The organism is Bradyrhizobium erythrophlei (assembly GCF_900129505.1).
Taxonomy (GTDB): domain Bacteria; phylum Pseudomonadota; class Alphaproteobacteria; order Rhizobiales; family Xanthobacteraceae; genus Bradyrhizobium; species Bradyrhizobium erythrophlei_D.
This window is the reverse complement of record NZ_LT670818.1, coordinates 508,063-522,918: the sequence shown is the minus strand read 5'-3', so window position 1 is coordinate 522,918 and position 14,856 is coordinate 508,063. Positions and strand designations below refer to the sequence as shown.

General features: G+C 63.1%; 20 protein-coding genes and 2 pseudogenes. 10 read left to right on the top strand and 12 right to left on the bottom strand.

The features are described 5' to 3' along the window. Positions 1–39: 39 nt before the first annotated feature. From ettA to B5525_RS02470, 3 genes are all read left to right on the top strand, one after another. A complete protein-coding gene (gene ettA / locus B5525_RS02480; RefSeq protein ID WP_079564490.1) occupies positions 40–1,692 on the top strand; it encodes an energy-dependent translational throttle protein EttA in 1,653 nt (550 codons plus the stop codon). A gap of 72 nt (positions 1,693–1,764) precedes the next feature. After that, positions 1,765–1,965, top strand: a complete 201-nt coding sequence (locus B5525_RS02475; protein WP_079564488.1) for a hypothetical protein — start codon at positions 1,765–1,767, stop codon at positions 1,963–1,965. A 47-nt stretch (positions 1,966–2,012) separates the two neighbouring features. After that, positions 2,013–3,212, top strand: a complete 1,200-nt coding sequence (locus B5525_RS02470; RefSeq protein ID WP_244567811.1) for a lytic murein transglycosylase — start codon at positions 2,013–2,015, stop codon at positions 3,210–3,212. 258 nt (positions 3,213–3,470) lie between these two features. Here B5525_RS02470 and B5525_RS02465 read toward each other — a convergent pair whose 3' ends face one another. Together B5525_RS02465 and B5525_RS02460 are read right to left on the bottom strand one after the other, a co-directional pair. Next, the gene (locus B5525_RS02465; RefSeq protein WP_079564487.1) at positions 3,471–3,755 is read right to left on the bottom strand and encodes a hypothetical protein; all 285 of its coding nucleotides are present in this window, start codon (positions 3,753–3,755) and stop codon (positions 3,471–3,473) included. A gap of 239 nt (positions 3,756–3,994) precedes the next feature. After that, positions 3,995–4,312, bottom strand: a complete 318-nt coding sequence (locus B5525_RS02460; protein ID WP_079572835.1) for a hypothetical protein — start codon at positions 4,310–4,312, stop codon at positions 3,995–3,997. 167 nt (positions 4,313–4,479) lie between these two features. On the opposite strand from B5525_RS02460, the gene B5525_RS02455 reads away from it, so the two are divergent. The 3 genes from B5525_RS02455 (at position 4,480) to bfr (ending at position 5,787) form a co-directional block, all read left to right on the top strand. Continuing rightward, positions 4,480–4,743, top strand: a complete 264-nt coding sequence (locus tag B5525_RS02455; protein ID WP_079564486.1) for a hypothetical protein — start codon at positions 4,480–4,482, stop codon at positions 4,741–4,743. A 179-nt stretch (positions 4,744–4,922) separates the two neighbouring features. Beyond that, entirely contained in the window at positions 4,923–5,198 is a 276-nt protein-coding gene (locus B5525_RS02450) for a (2Fe-2S)-binding protein (protein ID WP_079564484.1), read from the top strand. Positions 5,199–5,301: 103 nt separating this feature from the next. Further along, positions 5,302–5,787, top strand: coding sequence for a bacterioferritin (gene bfr / locus B5525_RS02445; RefSeq protein WP_079564482.1), 486 nt, complete (start codon positions 5,302–5,304; stop codon positions 5,785–5,787). Between the two features lie 207 nt (positions 5,788–5,994). Here the strand turns inward: bfr and B5525_RS02440 are convergent, their stop codons facing one another. The 4 genes and pseudogenes from B5525_RS02440 to B5525_RS02425 form a co-directional block, all read right to left on the bottom strand. Next, positions 5,995–6,600 (bottom strand): pyridoxamine 5'-phosphate oxidase family protein, encoded by a 606-nt coding sequence (locus B5525_RS02440; RefSeq protein ID WP_079564480.1) that lies wholly within the window; start codon positions 6,598–6,600, stop codon positions 5,995–5,997. Between the two features lie 55 nt (positions 6,601–6,655). Beyond that, entirely contained in the window at positions 6,656–7,009 is a 354-nt protein-coding gene (locus tag B5525_RS02435; protein ID WP_079564478.1) for a hypothetical protein, read from the bottom strand. Positions 7,010–7,176: 167 nt separating this feature from the next. After that, a pseudogene (locus B5525_RS02430) lies at positions 7,177–7,480 on the bottom strand (alpha/beta fold hydrolase); the annotation flags it as partial. A gap of 10 nt (positions 7,481–7,490) precedes the next feature. Beyond that, positions 7,491–7,736: a DUF2188 domain-containing protein gene (locus B5525_RS02425; RefSeq protein WP_079564476.1), complete on the bottom strand. Its 246-nt coding sequence runs from the start codon at positions 7,734–7,736 to the stop codon at positions 7,491–7,493. 121 nt (positions 7,737–7,857) lie between these two features. On the opposite strand from B5525_RS02425, the gene B5525_RS02420 reads away from it, so the two are divergent. Both B5525_RS02420 and B5525_RS47460 read left to right on the top strand, forming a co-directional pair. Beyond that, on the top strand, positions 7,858–8,124 hold the full coding sequence (locus tag B5525_RS02420; RefSeq protein WP_079564475.1) for a DUF2277 domain-containing protein: 267 nt from the start codon (positions 7,858–7,860) through the stop codon (positions 8,122–8,124). Positions 8,125–8,201: 77 nt separating this feature from the next. Beyond that, entirely contained in the window at positions 8,202–8,642 is a 441-nt protein-coding gene (locus B5525_RS47460; RefSeq protein WP_338075260.1) for a hypothetical protein, read from the top strand. A 387-nt stretch (positions 8,643–9,029) separates the two neighbouring features. On the opposite strand, the pseudogene B5525_RS02405 reads toward B5525_RS47460, so the two are convergent. The 3 genes and pseudogenes from B5525_RS02405 to B5525_RS02395 all read right to left on the bottom strand — a co-directional run. Next, a pseudogene (locus B5525_RS02405) lies at positions 9,030–10,193 on the bottom strand (cytochrome P450); the annotation flags it as partial. A gap of 126 nt (positions 10,194–10,319) precedes the next feature. After that, positions 10,320–10,571, bottom strand: coding sequence for a helix-turn-helix domain-containing protein (locus tag B5525_RS02400; protein ID WP_079564473.1), 252 nt, complete (start codon positions 10,569–10,571; stop codon positions 10,320–10,322). A gap of 187 nt (positions 10,572–10,758) precedes the next feature. Next, positions 10,759–11,526 carry an SDR family NAD(P)-dependent oxidoreductase gene (locus B5525_RS02395; protein WP_079564471.1) on the bottom strand — a complete coding sequence of 256 codons (768 nt, stop codon included), beginning with the start codon at positions 11,524–11,526 and terminating at the stop codon, positions 10,759–10,761. A gap of 51 nt (positions 11,527–11,577) precedes the next feature. On the opposite strand from B5525_RS02395, the gene B5525_RS02390 reads away from it, so the two are divergent. Both B5525_RS02390 and B5525_RS02385 read left to right on the top strand, forming a co-directional pair. Then, a complete protein-coding gene (locus B5525_RS02390) occupies positions 11,578–12,102 on the top strand; it encodes a hypothetical protein (protein WP_244567810.1) in 525 nt (174 codons plus the stop codon). 149 nt (positions 12,103–12,251) lie between these two features. After that, positions 12,252–12,596, top strand: a complete 345-nt coding sequence (locus B5525_RS02385; RefSeq protein ID WP_079564470.1) for a hypothetical protein — start codon at positions 12,252–12,254, stop codon at positions 12,594–12,596. Between the two features lie 45 nt (positions 12,597–12,641). On the opposite strand, the gene B5525_RS02380 is transcribed toward B5525_RS02385, so the two are convergent. The 3 genes from B5525_RS02380 to B5525_RS02370 all read right to left on the bottom strand — a co-directional run bounded on the left by B5525_RS02380 (position 12,642) and on the right by B5525_RS02370 (position 14,788). Continuing rightward, positions 12,642–12,983: an enhanced serine sensitivity protein SseB C-terminal domain-containing protein gene (locus B5525_RS02380; protein WP_079564468.1), complete on the bottom strand. Its 342-nt coding sequence runs from the start codon at positions 12,981–12,983 to the stop codon at positions 12,642–12,644. Positions 12,984–13,017: 34 nt separating this feature from the next. Further along, entirely contained in the window at positions 13,018–13,656 is a 639-nt protein-coding gene (locus B5525_RS02375; protein WP_079572829.1) for a hypothetical protein, read from the bottom strand. A gap of 433 nt (positions 13,657–14,089) precedes the next feature. Continuing rightward, positions 14,090–14,788 (bottom strand): glutathione S-transferase family protein, encoded by a 699-nt coding sequence (locus B5525_RS02370; RefSeq protein ID WP_079564467.1) that lies wholly within the window; start codon positions 14,786–14,788, stop codon positions 14,090–14,092. Positions 14,789–14,856: the final 68 nt, after the last annotated feature.

Genomic DNA, 14,856 nt, shown 5'->3' with positions numbered 1-14,856 from the left:
AGCAAATTTCCATAAATCCTCTCGATTTCAGGGACCTCGATGGCGCGCCAGTTCGTCTATTTCATGCAGGGTCTGTCCAAGACCTACCCGCCCAACCGCAAGGTGCTCGATAACGTCCATCTGTCGTTTTACCCGGACGCCAAGATCGGCGTGCTCGGCGTCAACGGCTCCGGCAAGTCGACGCTGCTCAAGATCATGGCCGGGCTCGACAAGGAATATGCCGGCGAGGCCTGGGTCGCCGAGGGTGCGCGGGTCGGCTACCTCGAGCAGGAGCCGCAGCTCGATGCCGCCAAGTCGGTGCGCGAGAACGTCATGCTGGGGGTGGCCAAGCAGAAGGCGATCCTCGATCGCTACAATGAATTGGCGATGAACTATTCCGAGGAAACCGCCGACGAGATGACCAGGCTGCAGGACGAGATCGAGTCCGCCGGCCTCTGGGATCTCGACAGCAAGGTCGACCAGGCGATGGACGCGTTGCGCTGCCCGCCCGACGATGCGGATGTGACAAAACTCTCCGGCGGCGAGCGCCGCCGCGTCGCCTTGTGCAAGCTGCTGCTCGACCAGCCCGAGCTGCTGCTGCTGGACGAGCCGACCAACCATCTCGACGCCGAGTCGGTGTCATGGCTGGAAGGACACTTGCGCAACTATCCCGGGGCGATCCTGATCGTCACCCATGACCGTTACTTCCTCGACAATGTCACGAGCTGGATCCTCGAACTCGACCGCGCCAAGGGTATTCCCTACGAGGGCAATTACTCGTCCTGGCTGGTGCAGAAGCAGAAGCGGCTCGAACAGGAAGGCCGCGAGGACGCCGCGCACCAGAAAACGCTGGCGCGCGAGCAGGAGTGGATCGCGGCCTCGCCGAAGGCACGCCAGGCCAAATCCAAGGCGCGCTACCAGCGCTACGAGGATCTGTTGAAGCTGGCCAGCGAGAAGCAGACCCAGACCGCGCAGATCACCATTCCCGTGGCCGAGCGGCTCGGTCAGAACGTGATCGATTTCGAGGGGCTGACCAAGGGATATGGTGACCGGCTCCTGATCGACAATCTCACCTTCAAGCTGCCGCCGGGCGGCATCGTCGGCGTGATCGGTGCGAACGGCGCCGGCAAGACCACGCTGTTCCGCATGATCACCGCGCAGGAGAAGCCGGACAAGGGCATCATCACGATCGGCGAGAGTGTCCATCTCGGCTATGTCGACCAGTCGCGCGACTCGCTCGACGGCAAGAAGAGCGTGTGGGAAGAGATTTCCGGCGGCAACGAACTCATTCTTCTCGGCAAGCGCGAGGTCAATTCGCGCGGCTATTGCTCGTCGTTCAACTTCAAGGGCGCCGACCAGCAGAAGAAGGTCGGCGCGCTCTCGGGCGGCGAGCGCAACCGCGTACATCTGGCCAAGATGCTGAAATCCGGCGCCAACGTGCTGCTGCTCGACGAACCGACCAACGATCTCGACGTCGATACCTTGCGCGCACTCGAAGAGGCGCTGGAGGATTTCGCCGGCTGCGCCGTGATCATCAGCCACGACCGCTGGTTCCTCGACCGCATCGCCACCCACATGCTGGCCTTCGAAGGCGACAGCCACGTCGAATGGTTCGAAGGCAATTTCCAGGATTACGAGAAGGACAAGATGCGAAGGCTGGGCCAGGATTCAGTCATCCCGCATCGGGTGAAGTACAAGAAGCTGACGCGGTGATTGGGCCGGGAGGCGAACAGCGCTCCCGGGATCATGGTTCACAACGGTCTGGTATTGTGATAATTTTGGACCATGGCTGAAATGGAAAGCATCGTTCTTGAGCATTCGCGCCACATCCGCGGCGCGATCGATGACGTTCGCGACGATATCCGCGAAATGAAACAGCGCGTCGGCAATCTTGAGAACCAGCACGCCAATATGTCCAACCGGCTTGATCGGATGGACGTCCGCATCGAGCGCATCGAACGTCGTCTCGATCTGACCGACGCGTGACGGGGTTGGGTCGGTTGGATATTGGCCGATCGTTGGCGCTCGGCCTCTTGCTATCATTTCTGCTGTCGCCGCGCCCCGCCCTTGCCGCCGACTCAGGCTTCACCCAATTCATCGCCTCGCTGTGGCCGGAAGCGCAGGCCGCCGGCGTGTCGCGCGCGACCTTCGATGCCGAGACGCGCGGCCTCGAGCCGGATTACAAATTGCCCGATTTGATCCTGCCCGGACGTCCCGCCGCTGGCGCGCCGTCGCAGGCCGAGTTCGTGCAGGTGCCGGCCGATTACCTCAAGGAGGCGAGCATCGCGCGGCTGGCGGAGGAGGGCCAGCGGCTGCTCCAAAAATACCGTCCTTCGCTGACAGCGATCGAAGCCCGCTTCGGCGTGCCCGCCACCATCGTGCTCGCGATCTGGGGCCGCGAGACCGATTACGGCCGCTATACGCTGCCTTACGACGGCTTGCGGGTGCTGGCGACGCAGGCCTATGTCGGCCGGCGCAAGGACCAGTATCGCAACGAGTTCATCCTGGCGCTGAAGATGATCAGCGACGGCGAGGTGACGCGCAAGGATCTGCGCGCGTCGTGGGCCGGCGCCACCGGGCTCACGCAATTCCTGCCATCGGAATTTTATCAGCACGGCGTTGATTTCGACGGAGATGGCCGCAGGGACATTTGGCATTCGGTGCCGGACGCGCTCGCCTCCGCTGCGCAGCAGCTCGTCAACAAGGGCTGGCAGAAGGGCGTGCGCTGGGCCTATGAGGTGCGCGCGCCGGCCAACGTCGATTGCAGCATCGGCGTGCCGGAGGTGACGAAGCCGATCGGCGAATGGCTGCGCGGGGGTTTTGTCCCCGTGCGCGGACAACAGCTCGGCGGCGCCGAGAAAGCCGAGCCGGCCTCACTGCTGCAGCCCGAGGGCATCTATGGTCCGGCCTTCCTGACCACGAAGAACTACTTCGTGATCAAGGAGTACAATTTTTCGGACCTCTACGTGCTGTTCGTCGGCCACCTCTCCGACCGCATGACAAGCCCGCTTCCATTCGCGACGCCGTGGTCGGCTTCAACGCAGTTGCGCACCGCCGACGTCGAAGCCATGCAGCGCGGCCTCACGCGCATCGGTCTCTATGCCGACAAGGTCGACGGCAAGGCCGGGATGCAGACGCGCGCGGCGCTCGGCGCCTACCAGAAAAAGGCCGGTCTCAAGGTGGACTGCTGGCCGAGCGAAGCGGCGCTGCGCTCGCTTGGTGCGGCGCGGTAGACACCGAATCGTCGTTCTTCCACCTCTCCCATTGGGAGAGATCGACGCGAAGCGGGTGAGGGGGCGCACTAACGATAGACCGTACGCCCCCACCCCCAACCCTCTCCCTATGAGAGACGGAGCGCACTGCCTTCGCGTCAACATTGAGACCAGGCTTCGACCAAGCGACCGATACACAATGCATTTCGCAAGAAAAACCCGGCCGAAGCATTGGCCGGGTTTCGAAATCAAGGCGCTGTAAATTCGGCGCCGATCAGATCAATCGCAGACCTGGACGCGGCGGAAGCGCCAGCCGTAACCATCCCAGAAGCGCTCGCGGACCAAGCGGCAGGGGGCCTCTTCGACATAGACCGGGGCGGGTGCAACATATACCGGGGCCGGGCGGCTTGCCGCGATCGCCCCGCCAAGCAGCGCACCACCGATCAAACCGCCGGCAACGCCCGCGGCGATCTGGCCATCCCCGGCCCTGGCGGCTGGTATAACCGACACTAGGGAGCCGGCAACCGTTGCGGCGGCCAGCAGAGCGGTAACTGTCTTCTTCATGTCGTGGGCTCTCCTGCAGGTGGCGCCTTCAGGCGCCGGGGTTAAGGTAACTCAAAATGCCGTGTTCGGAAGCTGGTCGTCTAGCTAGCAAGCGGCCAACCGTCTACCCAAGGCGACGTAACGTCCCTGTTGGCTACTGGACTGAAAAAGAAGGCTTTTTCAGGCCACTTTTTTCGATAGCCCGGGAAAACGGCCGGTTTGCCGGGAACCGGCGCTGTTTTAACGAAGATGAACGCCGATCAGCCGCAGACCCGTACGCGGCGAATCCGCCAGCCATAGCCGTCCCAGAACCGCTGCCGCTGCCAGACGCAGCCGCCATAATAATAGTCGCCGGCTTCATAGCCCGGAGCGTAATAGCCGTAACGGGGGCCAGGGTAGTAGCCGGGGCCGTAATAATAGCCGTAGCCGGGGCCGGCCAGCGCGCCGCCGACGATGGCGCCGCCGATCACGCCAGCAGCCAAACCAGCGCCGAAACCGCGTTGGGCGTTGGCGGGGGACGCCACCGCTGAAACCGCCAGCGTGGCCATCGCAGCCAGCGCCATCAAAGTCTTCCTCATGACTTCACCTTTCTCATCGAGCACATCCGTTGCGACGAAACTTCCATATTTCCCTTGAATGATCAATGAACGGCGCCGCCACATTTGGCGACGAATAGCCGCTCGCAGGTATCATGTTGCGGCGCACAATGTACGGTGTATGGGGGTTTGGGCAGAAGGGGAAAACGATGACCGGTGCGATGGTGGCGTTTGGAGTCGCGGTCGCTGGCACTTCGATGATCTGCTACGCGCTGATGACGCGCGCCGACAGGGGCAAGCGTAATCGCCGCTCGGTCGGCGACACCTCGATCGACGGCGCCAGCACTTCGGGCGGCGAGGGCTGGGCTGTCGTCAGCTGGTTTGGCGGCGATCACTCGACGACGGATAGTTCGGGCAACCCGAGCGATTTCGGCGGCGCCGATAGCGGGGGAGGAGGCGGCGGCGGCGATTGATGCTCGCGGACCCCGTAAAACATCGGGATTTTGATCTACCGCAACAGCCTTTTTAGACTCGATCCAAAGTGTTCTCGCGGGCAGTTTGGAATTGCTTGAAAGTGGGGTTTTTCCTTTTGCTTCGCGCCTCGGTCTTAAATATCTGATGGTTGAGCATCAGCGAAGGTAATTCCGTTCTCATGATTGTTTGTTCCTGCAATGTCCTTAGCGACCACGATGTCCGCAGTGCCGTGAATTCGGCGCAGGATCTTCCACGCAATGCGAGGCAGGTCTACGGCTGCCTCGGTTGCAGTGTTGAATGCGGTCGCTGTGCCAGCACCGTAAAGAGCATCGTTGAAACGGCGCTGGGTGACTGCGCGAAAACCTGCCAGCCCGGATGTCGGCACAGCAGGGGCGAGGCGCATTCTCATGCGCACGACGACGTGTACGCCGAGTTCTCGCTCGCTGCATCCTGAGTGATCAATCTTATGCGCCTCCGCGTCGCCGCCGGCAGAGGGTTGCTCTTGCCGGAAATGTGACCTAGCTTTCGCCATCACGTCACGACAGCGAGAGAGCATCATGCAGGGCGATCCCAAGGTCATCGATTATCTCAACAAGGGCCTGCGCAGCGAGCTCACCGCCATCAACCAGTATTGGCTGCATTACCGGATACTGAACAACTGGGGCCTGCTGGAGATGGCCAAGACCTGGCGCAAGGAATCCATCGAGGAGATGGAGCACGCCGACAAGTTCACCGACCGCATCCTGTTCCTTGACGGCTTTCCCAACATGCAGGTGCTCGACCCCTTGCGGATCGGCCAGAACGTCAAGGAAATCATCGAATGCGATCTGGCCACCGAGGTCGCGGCGCGAACGCTTTACCAGGAAGCGGCGACCTACTGCCACGGCGTCAAGGACTACGTCTCGCGCGACCTGTTCGAACGCCTGATGAAGGACGAGGAGCATCACATCGACTTCCTCGAAACCCAGCTCGATCTGATCGGGCGGATCGGACTTGAGCTTTATACCCAGAAGCACGTCGGCGGGCTCGAGAGCGAGCATTAGGACGCGCGCTCGCGGTGAGCCCGCGTCGCGACCGACACCCACAGCCCTCATCGCCGGCGAGGCGTATTCCACCAGCGTCAGCGATTGAGCCGAGAGGTCGCGGCGTACGCGATCATCCGCCGGAGCCTGTCATCGGGCTCGTCGAAGGCGAGACCCGGTGGTGGCGGATGATGACAACCGACCTTGTATCAGCGTCATGCAAGCGGCTCAGAGCTGCGTCCTGTAGCGCGCCTCGACCACGGCCTGGTTCTCCGGCTCGCCCAGGCCGGTCTGGTCGTGAATGACTTCGCTGATGCTCGGCATCACGCCGCGTTCGACGCGCGTGTCCGCCGACCACAGTTTCGAGCGCATCAGCGCCTTGCCGCAATGGAAATAGGCCTCCCGCACGCTGATGCTCAGCACCGCGCGGGGCGGCTTGCCGAACTCCTCCATCGAAGCCAGCAGTTCCGGTTCCGCCGACAGCGTGCCGGTGCCGCCCACGCGCAGCGTCTCGTCGATGCCGGGCACGAAGAAGATCAGCTGCACGAAGCCCGACCCCTCAACGATATTGCGAAAACTGTCGATCCGGTTGTTGCCGGAGCGATCGGGCATCAATAGCCGGTTCGGCCCAGCGACATGGACAAAACCGGGATTGCCGCCGCGCGGCGAGGCGTCGACGCTGCCGTCGGAGCCCGAGGTGGCGAGCACGCAGAACGGCGACATCGCGATGAATTTCCTGGCATGCGCGTCGATCTCCGGACGCGCCTTTGCAAGCACGCGCGGCGTGGGCTTCTGATAGATCTTCTCGAGATCGCATGCGGCGAGTTCGGTCAAGGGGTCTCTCCGGTCAGGTTTCGGCGATAATATCAGCAAGGGCTCGTTAATGCACTCACACCGCGTCGGCGGGAACAAAACAGCTGATGATGATGCTGCCGCGGTGATGCACGTACCACACCACGGCTTCGCCGACCGGGTTGCCGCGGTCGCGAATGATGGCGTGCGCCGGAACCTGCATCCACTGGCCCTCGATCGGCACCCAATAGGCGCCCTCCCGGAAATCATATTCGGTGCGGTGACCGTCGGCAATGTCGCAGCAGGGCACGCCGTTCGGCGCCATCACGCCCTTGAACCAGGCGCGGATGTCAGCAGGGACGTTTTCGTATTGCCCGTTGTCGAAGGCGAAAGCCGCGCCCGCGAGCATGGGCAGGCACGCCAGCAGCGCGATCTGCGCGAACCTTCGCATGCGATCCTCCACAGCGTTGCATCCGCATCGTGGCGGGCCGCTTTTGCGCGCCACGAATCTCCTGAGCAATCGAACGCGATTAAGCCTGAGCCAAGCCGCGGATGCATGCTCAAAAAATATGCTGACATCTCGCGCCTGCGAGATTGATGCAGTGCGAAATCAGCTGGTCACATCGTTCGCTGCGGCGCGGTCGCCAGCAATTCCTGCAATGCTGCCGGTAGAACCTGGCGTTGCCGGTGGTGAGATGACCGCGGGTCTCGGTCGAAGCCGGGATCAGATAGAGTTTTGCATTTCTAATGCGCTTCAACGCGGCGTCGGTGACGCCGGTCTCCGGCAGATTGCGTTCGTCGTCGTCGGCATTGATCGCGAGCACCGTCGCCTCGATCTTCTCGAGCCCGGGAGAAGGATTGAATCGTGCGAGGCTTCCCATTGCTAGATGAAGTCATTGGCATCGGCGGTGATCCGCCGCGCAGCGGGAATATTACGGCGCGTCCTCGACGTCGGTCTCGGGGCGGTCGATGCCGGCGGCGGTCTCGGTATGCCATTTGCCATCGGGCGTCTCGTATTCGATCGCCTCGGTCCGCCCGGGCACGCGCTGCTCGGCGGCGGCGCGCCTGGCGGCGGCAAGGGCCGCGGCGTGGGTCGCAAACGGCTCGGAGAACACGCCATTGGAGGTATAGGCCCAGCCGCCATCGTGCTGAACGATCTTGTAGGTGACGTGGGACATGCTTAGGAACTCGCTGGATTTGCCGGAGCGGCGGGGGTGAACGTCACGGCCATTCTATGCCAAAATGGGATTTGATGCAGGTATTTAGGAGCAGGCCCGGGCGGGATTAAGGAGACAACCAATGTGCCGGAACATCAAGACGCTGTTCAATTTCGAGCCGCCCGCGACCGAGGATGAAATACAGGCCTCGGCGCTGCAGTTCGTGCGCAAGCTGTCGGGCTTCAACAGGCCGTCGCAGGCCAACGCCGAGGCGTTCGATCGCGCGGTCGCCGAGGTCGCCGCCGCCGCCCGGCGCCTCCTCACATCGCTGCATACGCAAGCGCCGGCGCGAGACCGGGAAATCGAGGCCGAAAAGGCCAGGGAGCGATCGAAGCTGCGGTTCGGGTGAGAGGAAGGCCGGAACAGGACGAAGTGCACTTGACTACTTCTTCTTGTCCTTGTGTCGTTTCTTTTTCTTGTCCTTGTGTGCTCGTCATCGTCGTCGTCTTCGGACCCTTCGCCGTGCTCGCCCGCCTCCAGCACGGCGCGTTCGACGGCTTCACGCTCGGCGGCTTCGCGCTCGCGCAATCGCTTGTAATCCTCGTAGGCATCGAACACGAGATGCAGCCACGGCATCACCTGCTCGATCGACGGCAGCGGCCCGCGCGCACCGGGTTCGCCGCGCGGGCCGGCCGGGCCTTGCGGGCCGGGCTTGCCTTGCGCGCCAGGCTCGCCGCGCGGGCCTTGCGCCCCGGCCTTGCCTTGCGGACCCGGCTTGCCGCGCGGACCTTCCGGTCCGGGCCGTCCGGGATGGCCTTGCGGACCCGAACGACCCGGCTCGCCGCGTGCGCCTTGCGGCCCCTGCCGTCCTTGCCGAATCTCGTCCGCCACGCGCGCACTCCCGATCAACTGCAGACTCTTCCTTAGCAGACGTTCGATGACGGCATCAATTGCGCCGAAGCTTCAGGTGGCATTGATCAACATCAATCGTGGCCGGCGATTTCGTGCCATCAAGCAAGTCAGCGGCCAGCGTGGCACAGGGGCGACCGATGAATGCGGGATGGAAAGTGTTCTGGCTGTGGCTCGTCGTTTTCGGTATAGCGCTCGGCGCGGAGCGGTTGTTCGTCCCCGATATCGTGCCGATTGCATTCGCCGAGGAACCGCAGCCGGGGTGGGCGGTTCAGCTCGCGTTCCTGTTGCGAAGCATGGAATTGATGACGGCCATCGTTGCGCTTCTCGCGCTGGTCCTGTTGCTTGGGACGTGGGCGAGAGGCCGGCTGCGGCGCGGCGCACTTTGACCAACGGCTTACCCCCATCCCACACCACCGGCAGATTCAATAGCCCGCGAAACGCCCAGCCGCCGATCTTAACCTGCTCGCGCGCGTCGAGCCGCAGGCCCTTCAATGCTGCAAAAATACCGGGCAGCGCCACGTCGGCGACCATCGCGCGCGAGGCAAAGGCGCCGGCGCAATAATGCGGGCCGGCGCCGAAGGCGATGCTCTTCTGGGTGTTGCGGGTGATGTCGAAGCAATCGGGGTTCTCGAAACAGGCCTCGTCGCGGTTGGCCGAGCCGAACATGAAGAACACGCGATCCTCCGGCTCGAAATCGACGCCGCCATACGACCAGGGTTTCGCCACCCGCCGCGGCGACATCCCGATCGGCGCGATCCAGCGCGCATATTCCTCGAACACGTCGATCCATTTTGCGCTGCCATCGCGCAGCAATGCCAGCTGGTCGGGATGCGTCAGCAGCGCCCAGATCGTGCCGGAGATGGCGTCGCGCGGCTCGTTCTGTCCGCCCGAGATCGCCAGCTTGACGTTGGCGCGCACGCTGTCGATGTTCATGCCGGCGGCGAGCAGCACGCTGAGGATGGAATGGTTGGGATGTTTCGTCACCACCGGGATCATGTCGTCGATCGCCGCATCAATCCCCGACGTGGCGGCGTGGCAGCGCGCCTCGACCTCCTTGTTGCCGATGTAATTGGCGATGCCGTCGATCATGGCCTGCGACCAGGCGTCCATGTCGGCAAAGTGCATGTTGGTCAGCCCGGTGATGTCCTTCAGGCATTCGGCCGACAGCGGCAACGCGAACGCCTTGCAGAGGTCGGCATGGCCGGCAGGGGCGAGTTCGTCGAGGATGCGGTCGGCATGGGCATTGAACTGCCGGCTCCAGGTGTCGCGCACCGCGCGCGGCGACACCGCGGGGAACATCGCGGCGCGCTCGGCCATGTGCGCCTCGCCGTCCTTGCGCATCATGTTGTGGCCCATCAGGATGTTCATCAGTCCGGCCGGCTGATGCGAGGAGAACACGTCGATGCGTTTCTCTTGGCGGAAGATGTCGTCGCGCCGGGTGAAGACGGTCGAACCGAGCTGCGGCACGAACGCGATTGGCGCCTCGCGCCGCATTCGCGCCAGATCCGGATAGGGATCGGCCCAGAACGACGCGACGTCGATGTCGAAATGCGGGGCGTTGGACATGGCGTGGGGCGTCCGGTGCGGCGGTTGACGCACAGGGTGGCCAAGCGCTGCCGGACTGTCAAATCCCCGATCGCGGCGCGCTCCGGATTCTCGGTTCGACGCGAACCGGTCCCGCTTGAAAACGCCTTAGTCGTGATGCGCGGGCACGTCGATCCCGTCGGCCGAATATTGACGGATCTTGTTGCGCATGGTGCGCACGGATAATCCGAGCACGCGCGCGGCGCGGGTCCGGTTGCCGTCGCAGCGGCGAAGGGTATGCAGCACCAGCTCCCGTTCGACCTCGCCGATTGTCGATCCGATCAGCAGGGGCACGATTTCACTTGGGGCCAGCAAAAGAGCCGGCATTTCCGGCGCTGGTACAGCGGACTCATGGGTCATGGACACCTCCCGATCAACGCCCGCCCATCCCGGAGCGGAAACATCGAGAACCAACTACCCCCAGCATGGGGACCGTGGGGGGAGTCGGTTAATAAATCCCTAACACGAGGGCGGAACTGCGCGGGCGAGGCCGGCCGGCTGGCTTCGTCGCTGACACTCCTCGCAATATGACTGTGGAACCATCGGTTCAGATCGTCCGGTAGCCGCCATCGGCCATCACGATCGATCCCGTGACGTAGCCGGATAGATCGGACGCCAGGAACAGCGCGGGCCCCACGATGTCCTCGGGCTTTCCGGCGCGGCCGAGCGGGGTATGGTCGAGGAAGATCTTGACGAGCGAAGGATCGCTGGCGCGCACCTTCTCGTTCAGCGGCGTTTCGATGAACCCCGGCCCGATCGCATTGACGCGCACGCCGTCCTTGCCGAGTTCCGCGGCCAGCGCCTTGGTGAAGCCGAGCACGCCGTGCTTGGAGGCGGTGTAGGCGGGCGAACTCGGCGTGCGCACATGCACGAAGGACTGGATCGAACCGATATTGACGATGCGCCCCTTGGCGGCGCGCAAGGCGCCGAGAAATGCATGCGTGACATTGAAGACGCCGGTGAGGTTGATGGCGATGATGTCTTCCCAATCCTCGATCACGGTCTCGAGCGCACCCAGCATGCCGTTGCGGCGGGCGATGCCGGCGTTGTTGACCAGGATCGAGACGTGGCCGACCTTGTCGGCGACCTGCTTTGCCACCGCGACGCAGTCTTCGCGGCTGGTGACATCGAGCGCAAAGCTCTCCGCCTTGCCGCCACTTTGGCTGATCTCCCGCGCCGCCTCGGCCGCGGCCTGCGCGTTGACGTCGAGCAGCACCACTTTCGCGCCCTCGCGCGCATAGCCCGATGCGATCGCTTGCCCAATGCCGGAGCCGGCGCCGGTGACAACAGCGATATGGTTCTGGAGAAGGGCCATCGGGATTTCCTCTGCTTTTGTTTTTAATCGTTCGATACAAACTAATTCAAAATGGCCGACGCGGAAACGAAAAGCTTTACCGGTGGGTTGTATGGCGTGGCCATGGACAGGCGAATCGCGGAATGGAAACTCGGCATCGAGCGGATCTGGTCGGCGGCCGCGCCCGACTACCAAGAGGCCGCCTGCCTTGCGGACGATATCGCGCGATTCAGCGAACAGCCGATGCTTCGCCAAGCGGCGACGCAGGCGCTGCCGATTCTGCGCAGCGCCGCGGCTGGAACTGCCGATCGCAGCATCCAGGACGCCGCGCGCCGCCGCCTCGGCATTGTTCGCGAAGCCCTGCACACGCTGACCACTCCGCAGTTCGGCAGGCGCCAGAGCAGCATGAAGTCGCTGACGGCGGAGGAGCGCTATCGGCAGATGCTCGGATTGCCGCTCGATCGTCGCCTGTCCGTTCCCGAGATCCACCGGGCGTGGAAGCATGTCGCCAAGCGCGTGCATCCGGATGCCGGCGGCAGCGCGCGCGAATTCCTGGAACTCTCCGCGGCGCGCGATGCGTTGATGAAGAAGAGGTAGATTATTTTGCAAGGCGTGGTTCCGCCGACGGTTCGCGCCAACGCGCGCCTGAAGGCACAACTCCCCAGCGCTTGTTAACAATTTTAGATTGCATTAAGATAACACTTCATCAGTCGTCACGGTTTCGGGTTTCGCAAAAAGAGTTTGTCATGGAAGAAATGTATTTGAAGGCGTTCGAGGCTTTGCCGCATTCCTCGACCTGCCGCCTGATCGATTTCGACAAGGCGGACGTGGTGCCGGGTTTCGTCTCGAAGACGTTTTTCCTGATCGTGGCAGGAACCAAGCCCTGGCTGACGATGAAGGTCGAACTGCATCCGCTGATCAATATCGCGCGGCCGGAATATTGCGGCATCGAGGTGGTCGCCTGCCAGCAGGGCATCGGGCTGCCGCAGACGGCGCCCTATCACGTCGCGCTCGATATCACGCATCTGCTCGGCACCAAGGGCATCGAGGTGATCGGCGCCTCGAACAGGAAACAGTTCAACGTGCCGTAGGGCGTGTTGGCCTTTTCTTTCATGGCCGCGCTTGTCCCGGCCATCTCATCCCTCCCGCTCAAAAAACGGCGCGCACACTTTCCTGATTTCAACATCTTTCTTTCCGTCGAGAAAAATGACTTCCAGACTGGCCTTGGCGTTGAACAGCGCCGCAAAGGTCCGGCCGGCCTGCGCCACCAGTTTCTCGCTGTCTTGTTCGCCGTCGGTCAATAGCGCCAGCATCACACCGGAGATTGTCCCGTCGTAGAGCACGCGCGCGAGATAGGCCCGGCTCACGCTTGGGTCGAGATCGAGCACGACCGCGAGCGCCTCCTTCAGGCGCCGCTCGGCCGGACCGTCCTGTTCGCCGACGAACGCGATGTCGGGCGTGGAAAATTCGTCGATCATCGAAATCTCCCTGTCCTGCGCGCCACCCTACGGGTCACTTCTGCTGCAGGCAGCTCGGATAGGGCGCGGCCTCGCCCGGCACGATCGCGCAAAGCCGGATCGGCATCAGCTCGCGCAGCCTCCCCTGCCATTTTGCCTCATCGATGTCGGGATTCGATGACGCCGTCGCCGCGCGCTCGGCCCACTGGATCGTATAGGCATCGGAACTTCCCTGCACCGCGATGATCAGCACGGTTTCGCTGTGCCCATCGGCGCCGACCTTGCCGCAGCCTGCCACCGCCGCATAGGCGTCGCGATCGCCGAATCTTGTCGCGCCGAGTCCCTTGGCGACAAAACTGTCGGGACAGGCCCGCTTGAAGCCGCCCGCGATCACGCCGGCTAGTCCCTGCGGCGAGAAATTCGCCGCACTTGCCTGTCCCCTGGCGCCGGTGATCGTGATCATCTGCGACCATTGCGTGGCCGTCTCGCCCTTCAGCACGGCCTCGCGGATATAGAACGCCTCCTTGGTACTCTGCGACACGGCGATGAAGTTCGCCGGCATCGAAAACCGCACCAATTGCCCGAACACCGGCGAGATCACCGTAAGCGACGCCTGCGGGACTTCCGCGTATGACGGCGCGGCCGAATCGCAGAGCAGGCCGATCGCGACGAGTGTTGGCAAAGCTGAGCGCATGCGAACGGCCTGTCGGTTGAGCAAAGCGCAGGGTGAGTCGGGCGGTTTGTCCGCCGTAGCGAAAAGCGAAGGCGGAAAGCGGTAACCCGGCATTGCAGCGGAATTTTGCGCGACGCGTTTTCCTCGCGATGAAAAAACGGTGGGCACGGCGCAACCGCGCACGTGCCCACCCGATCCGCCGATCGATCGGTGTTCAGAACGCGCAGACGCGCTTGCGCAGGAGATGCTCCTTGACGGCGAGCGCCTCGACCAGAGTCGGCACCTTCGCGCCCACGGACTTTTGGAAAATTCGATGCATGAAATGATGGCTCCTGCAGGAAAAATGTCACGTCGTCTCCGCGCGGTCTGCGGGGTGTGACGCCCGGTGGAAGTATCCGGCCATGGGTTAGTACCGGGAACCCTGATGAGGTTCAAATCGGGCGGGGCCACCGCATCATACCGCCCCGCTGACCGCTTCATGAATCGCACCGCAATGCCGGACGATATTCTTGTGGGCGACGACGAATTGCTTCAGCGGCGTATCGATATCGTAGAAATAGATGTTGGCGACGAAGCCGTAGATGGCGGCATCGATGCTGGTCGGCTTCCCGCCATGGACATAGCCCTGCGCGGGGATCAGCGCGGCGAGGGCGCCGAGATCGGCAAGCCCGCGCGCCATGGCGGCATCGGGATCGAAGCGGCCGATGCCCTGGTAGTAGTAGCGCTGATGGTTGAACGCCTTGGCCTTGGCGAGGCCGTCCTCGGACAGGTTCGGATGCTCGCGCTTGAGCGCAGCCTGGAACGCCGGCCAGAAGCGCTCGTCCTGCCAGCGCGAATACGACATCACCCAATAGAGATCGTCGAGCATGCGCGCGACCAGCAGGTTCGTGGTTCGCTGCGCAGGTGTAAGCGCGGCGTCGATCGTCACCGCGTATCTTCGCGTGACAAAATGCAGGATGGTATCGCTGTCGCCGACCGTGTCGTCGCCATCGACGATATAGGGAAGCTGGCCGCGCGGCGCCTTCGAGGCGTCGAAAATATGTTCGTGCCGGAACGGAACTCCCGCAAGCCGCAGGAACGCAAATACCTTCAGGCCGTAGCCGTTGTTGTCGGCGACGCCGAACAACGTCGGGTAGGAGTAGAGCGTGAGCATGTGGAGACCCCCGAGATTAGGATAAGGCTACCTCAACCCCGGAGGTCCGCATAGACGATGGTGGGGTC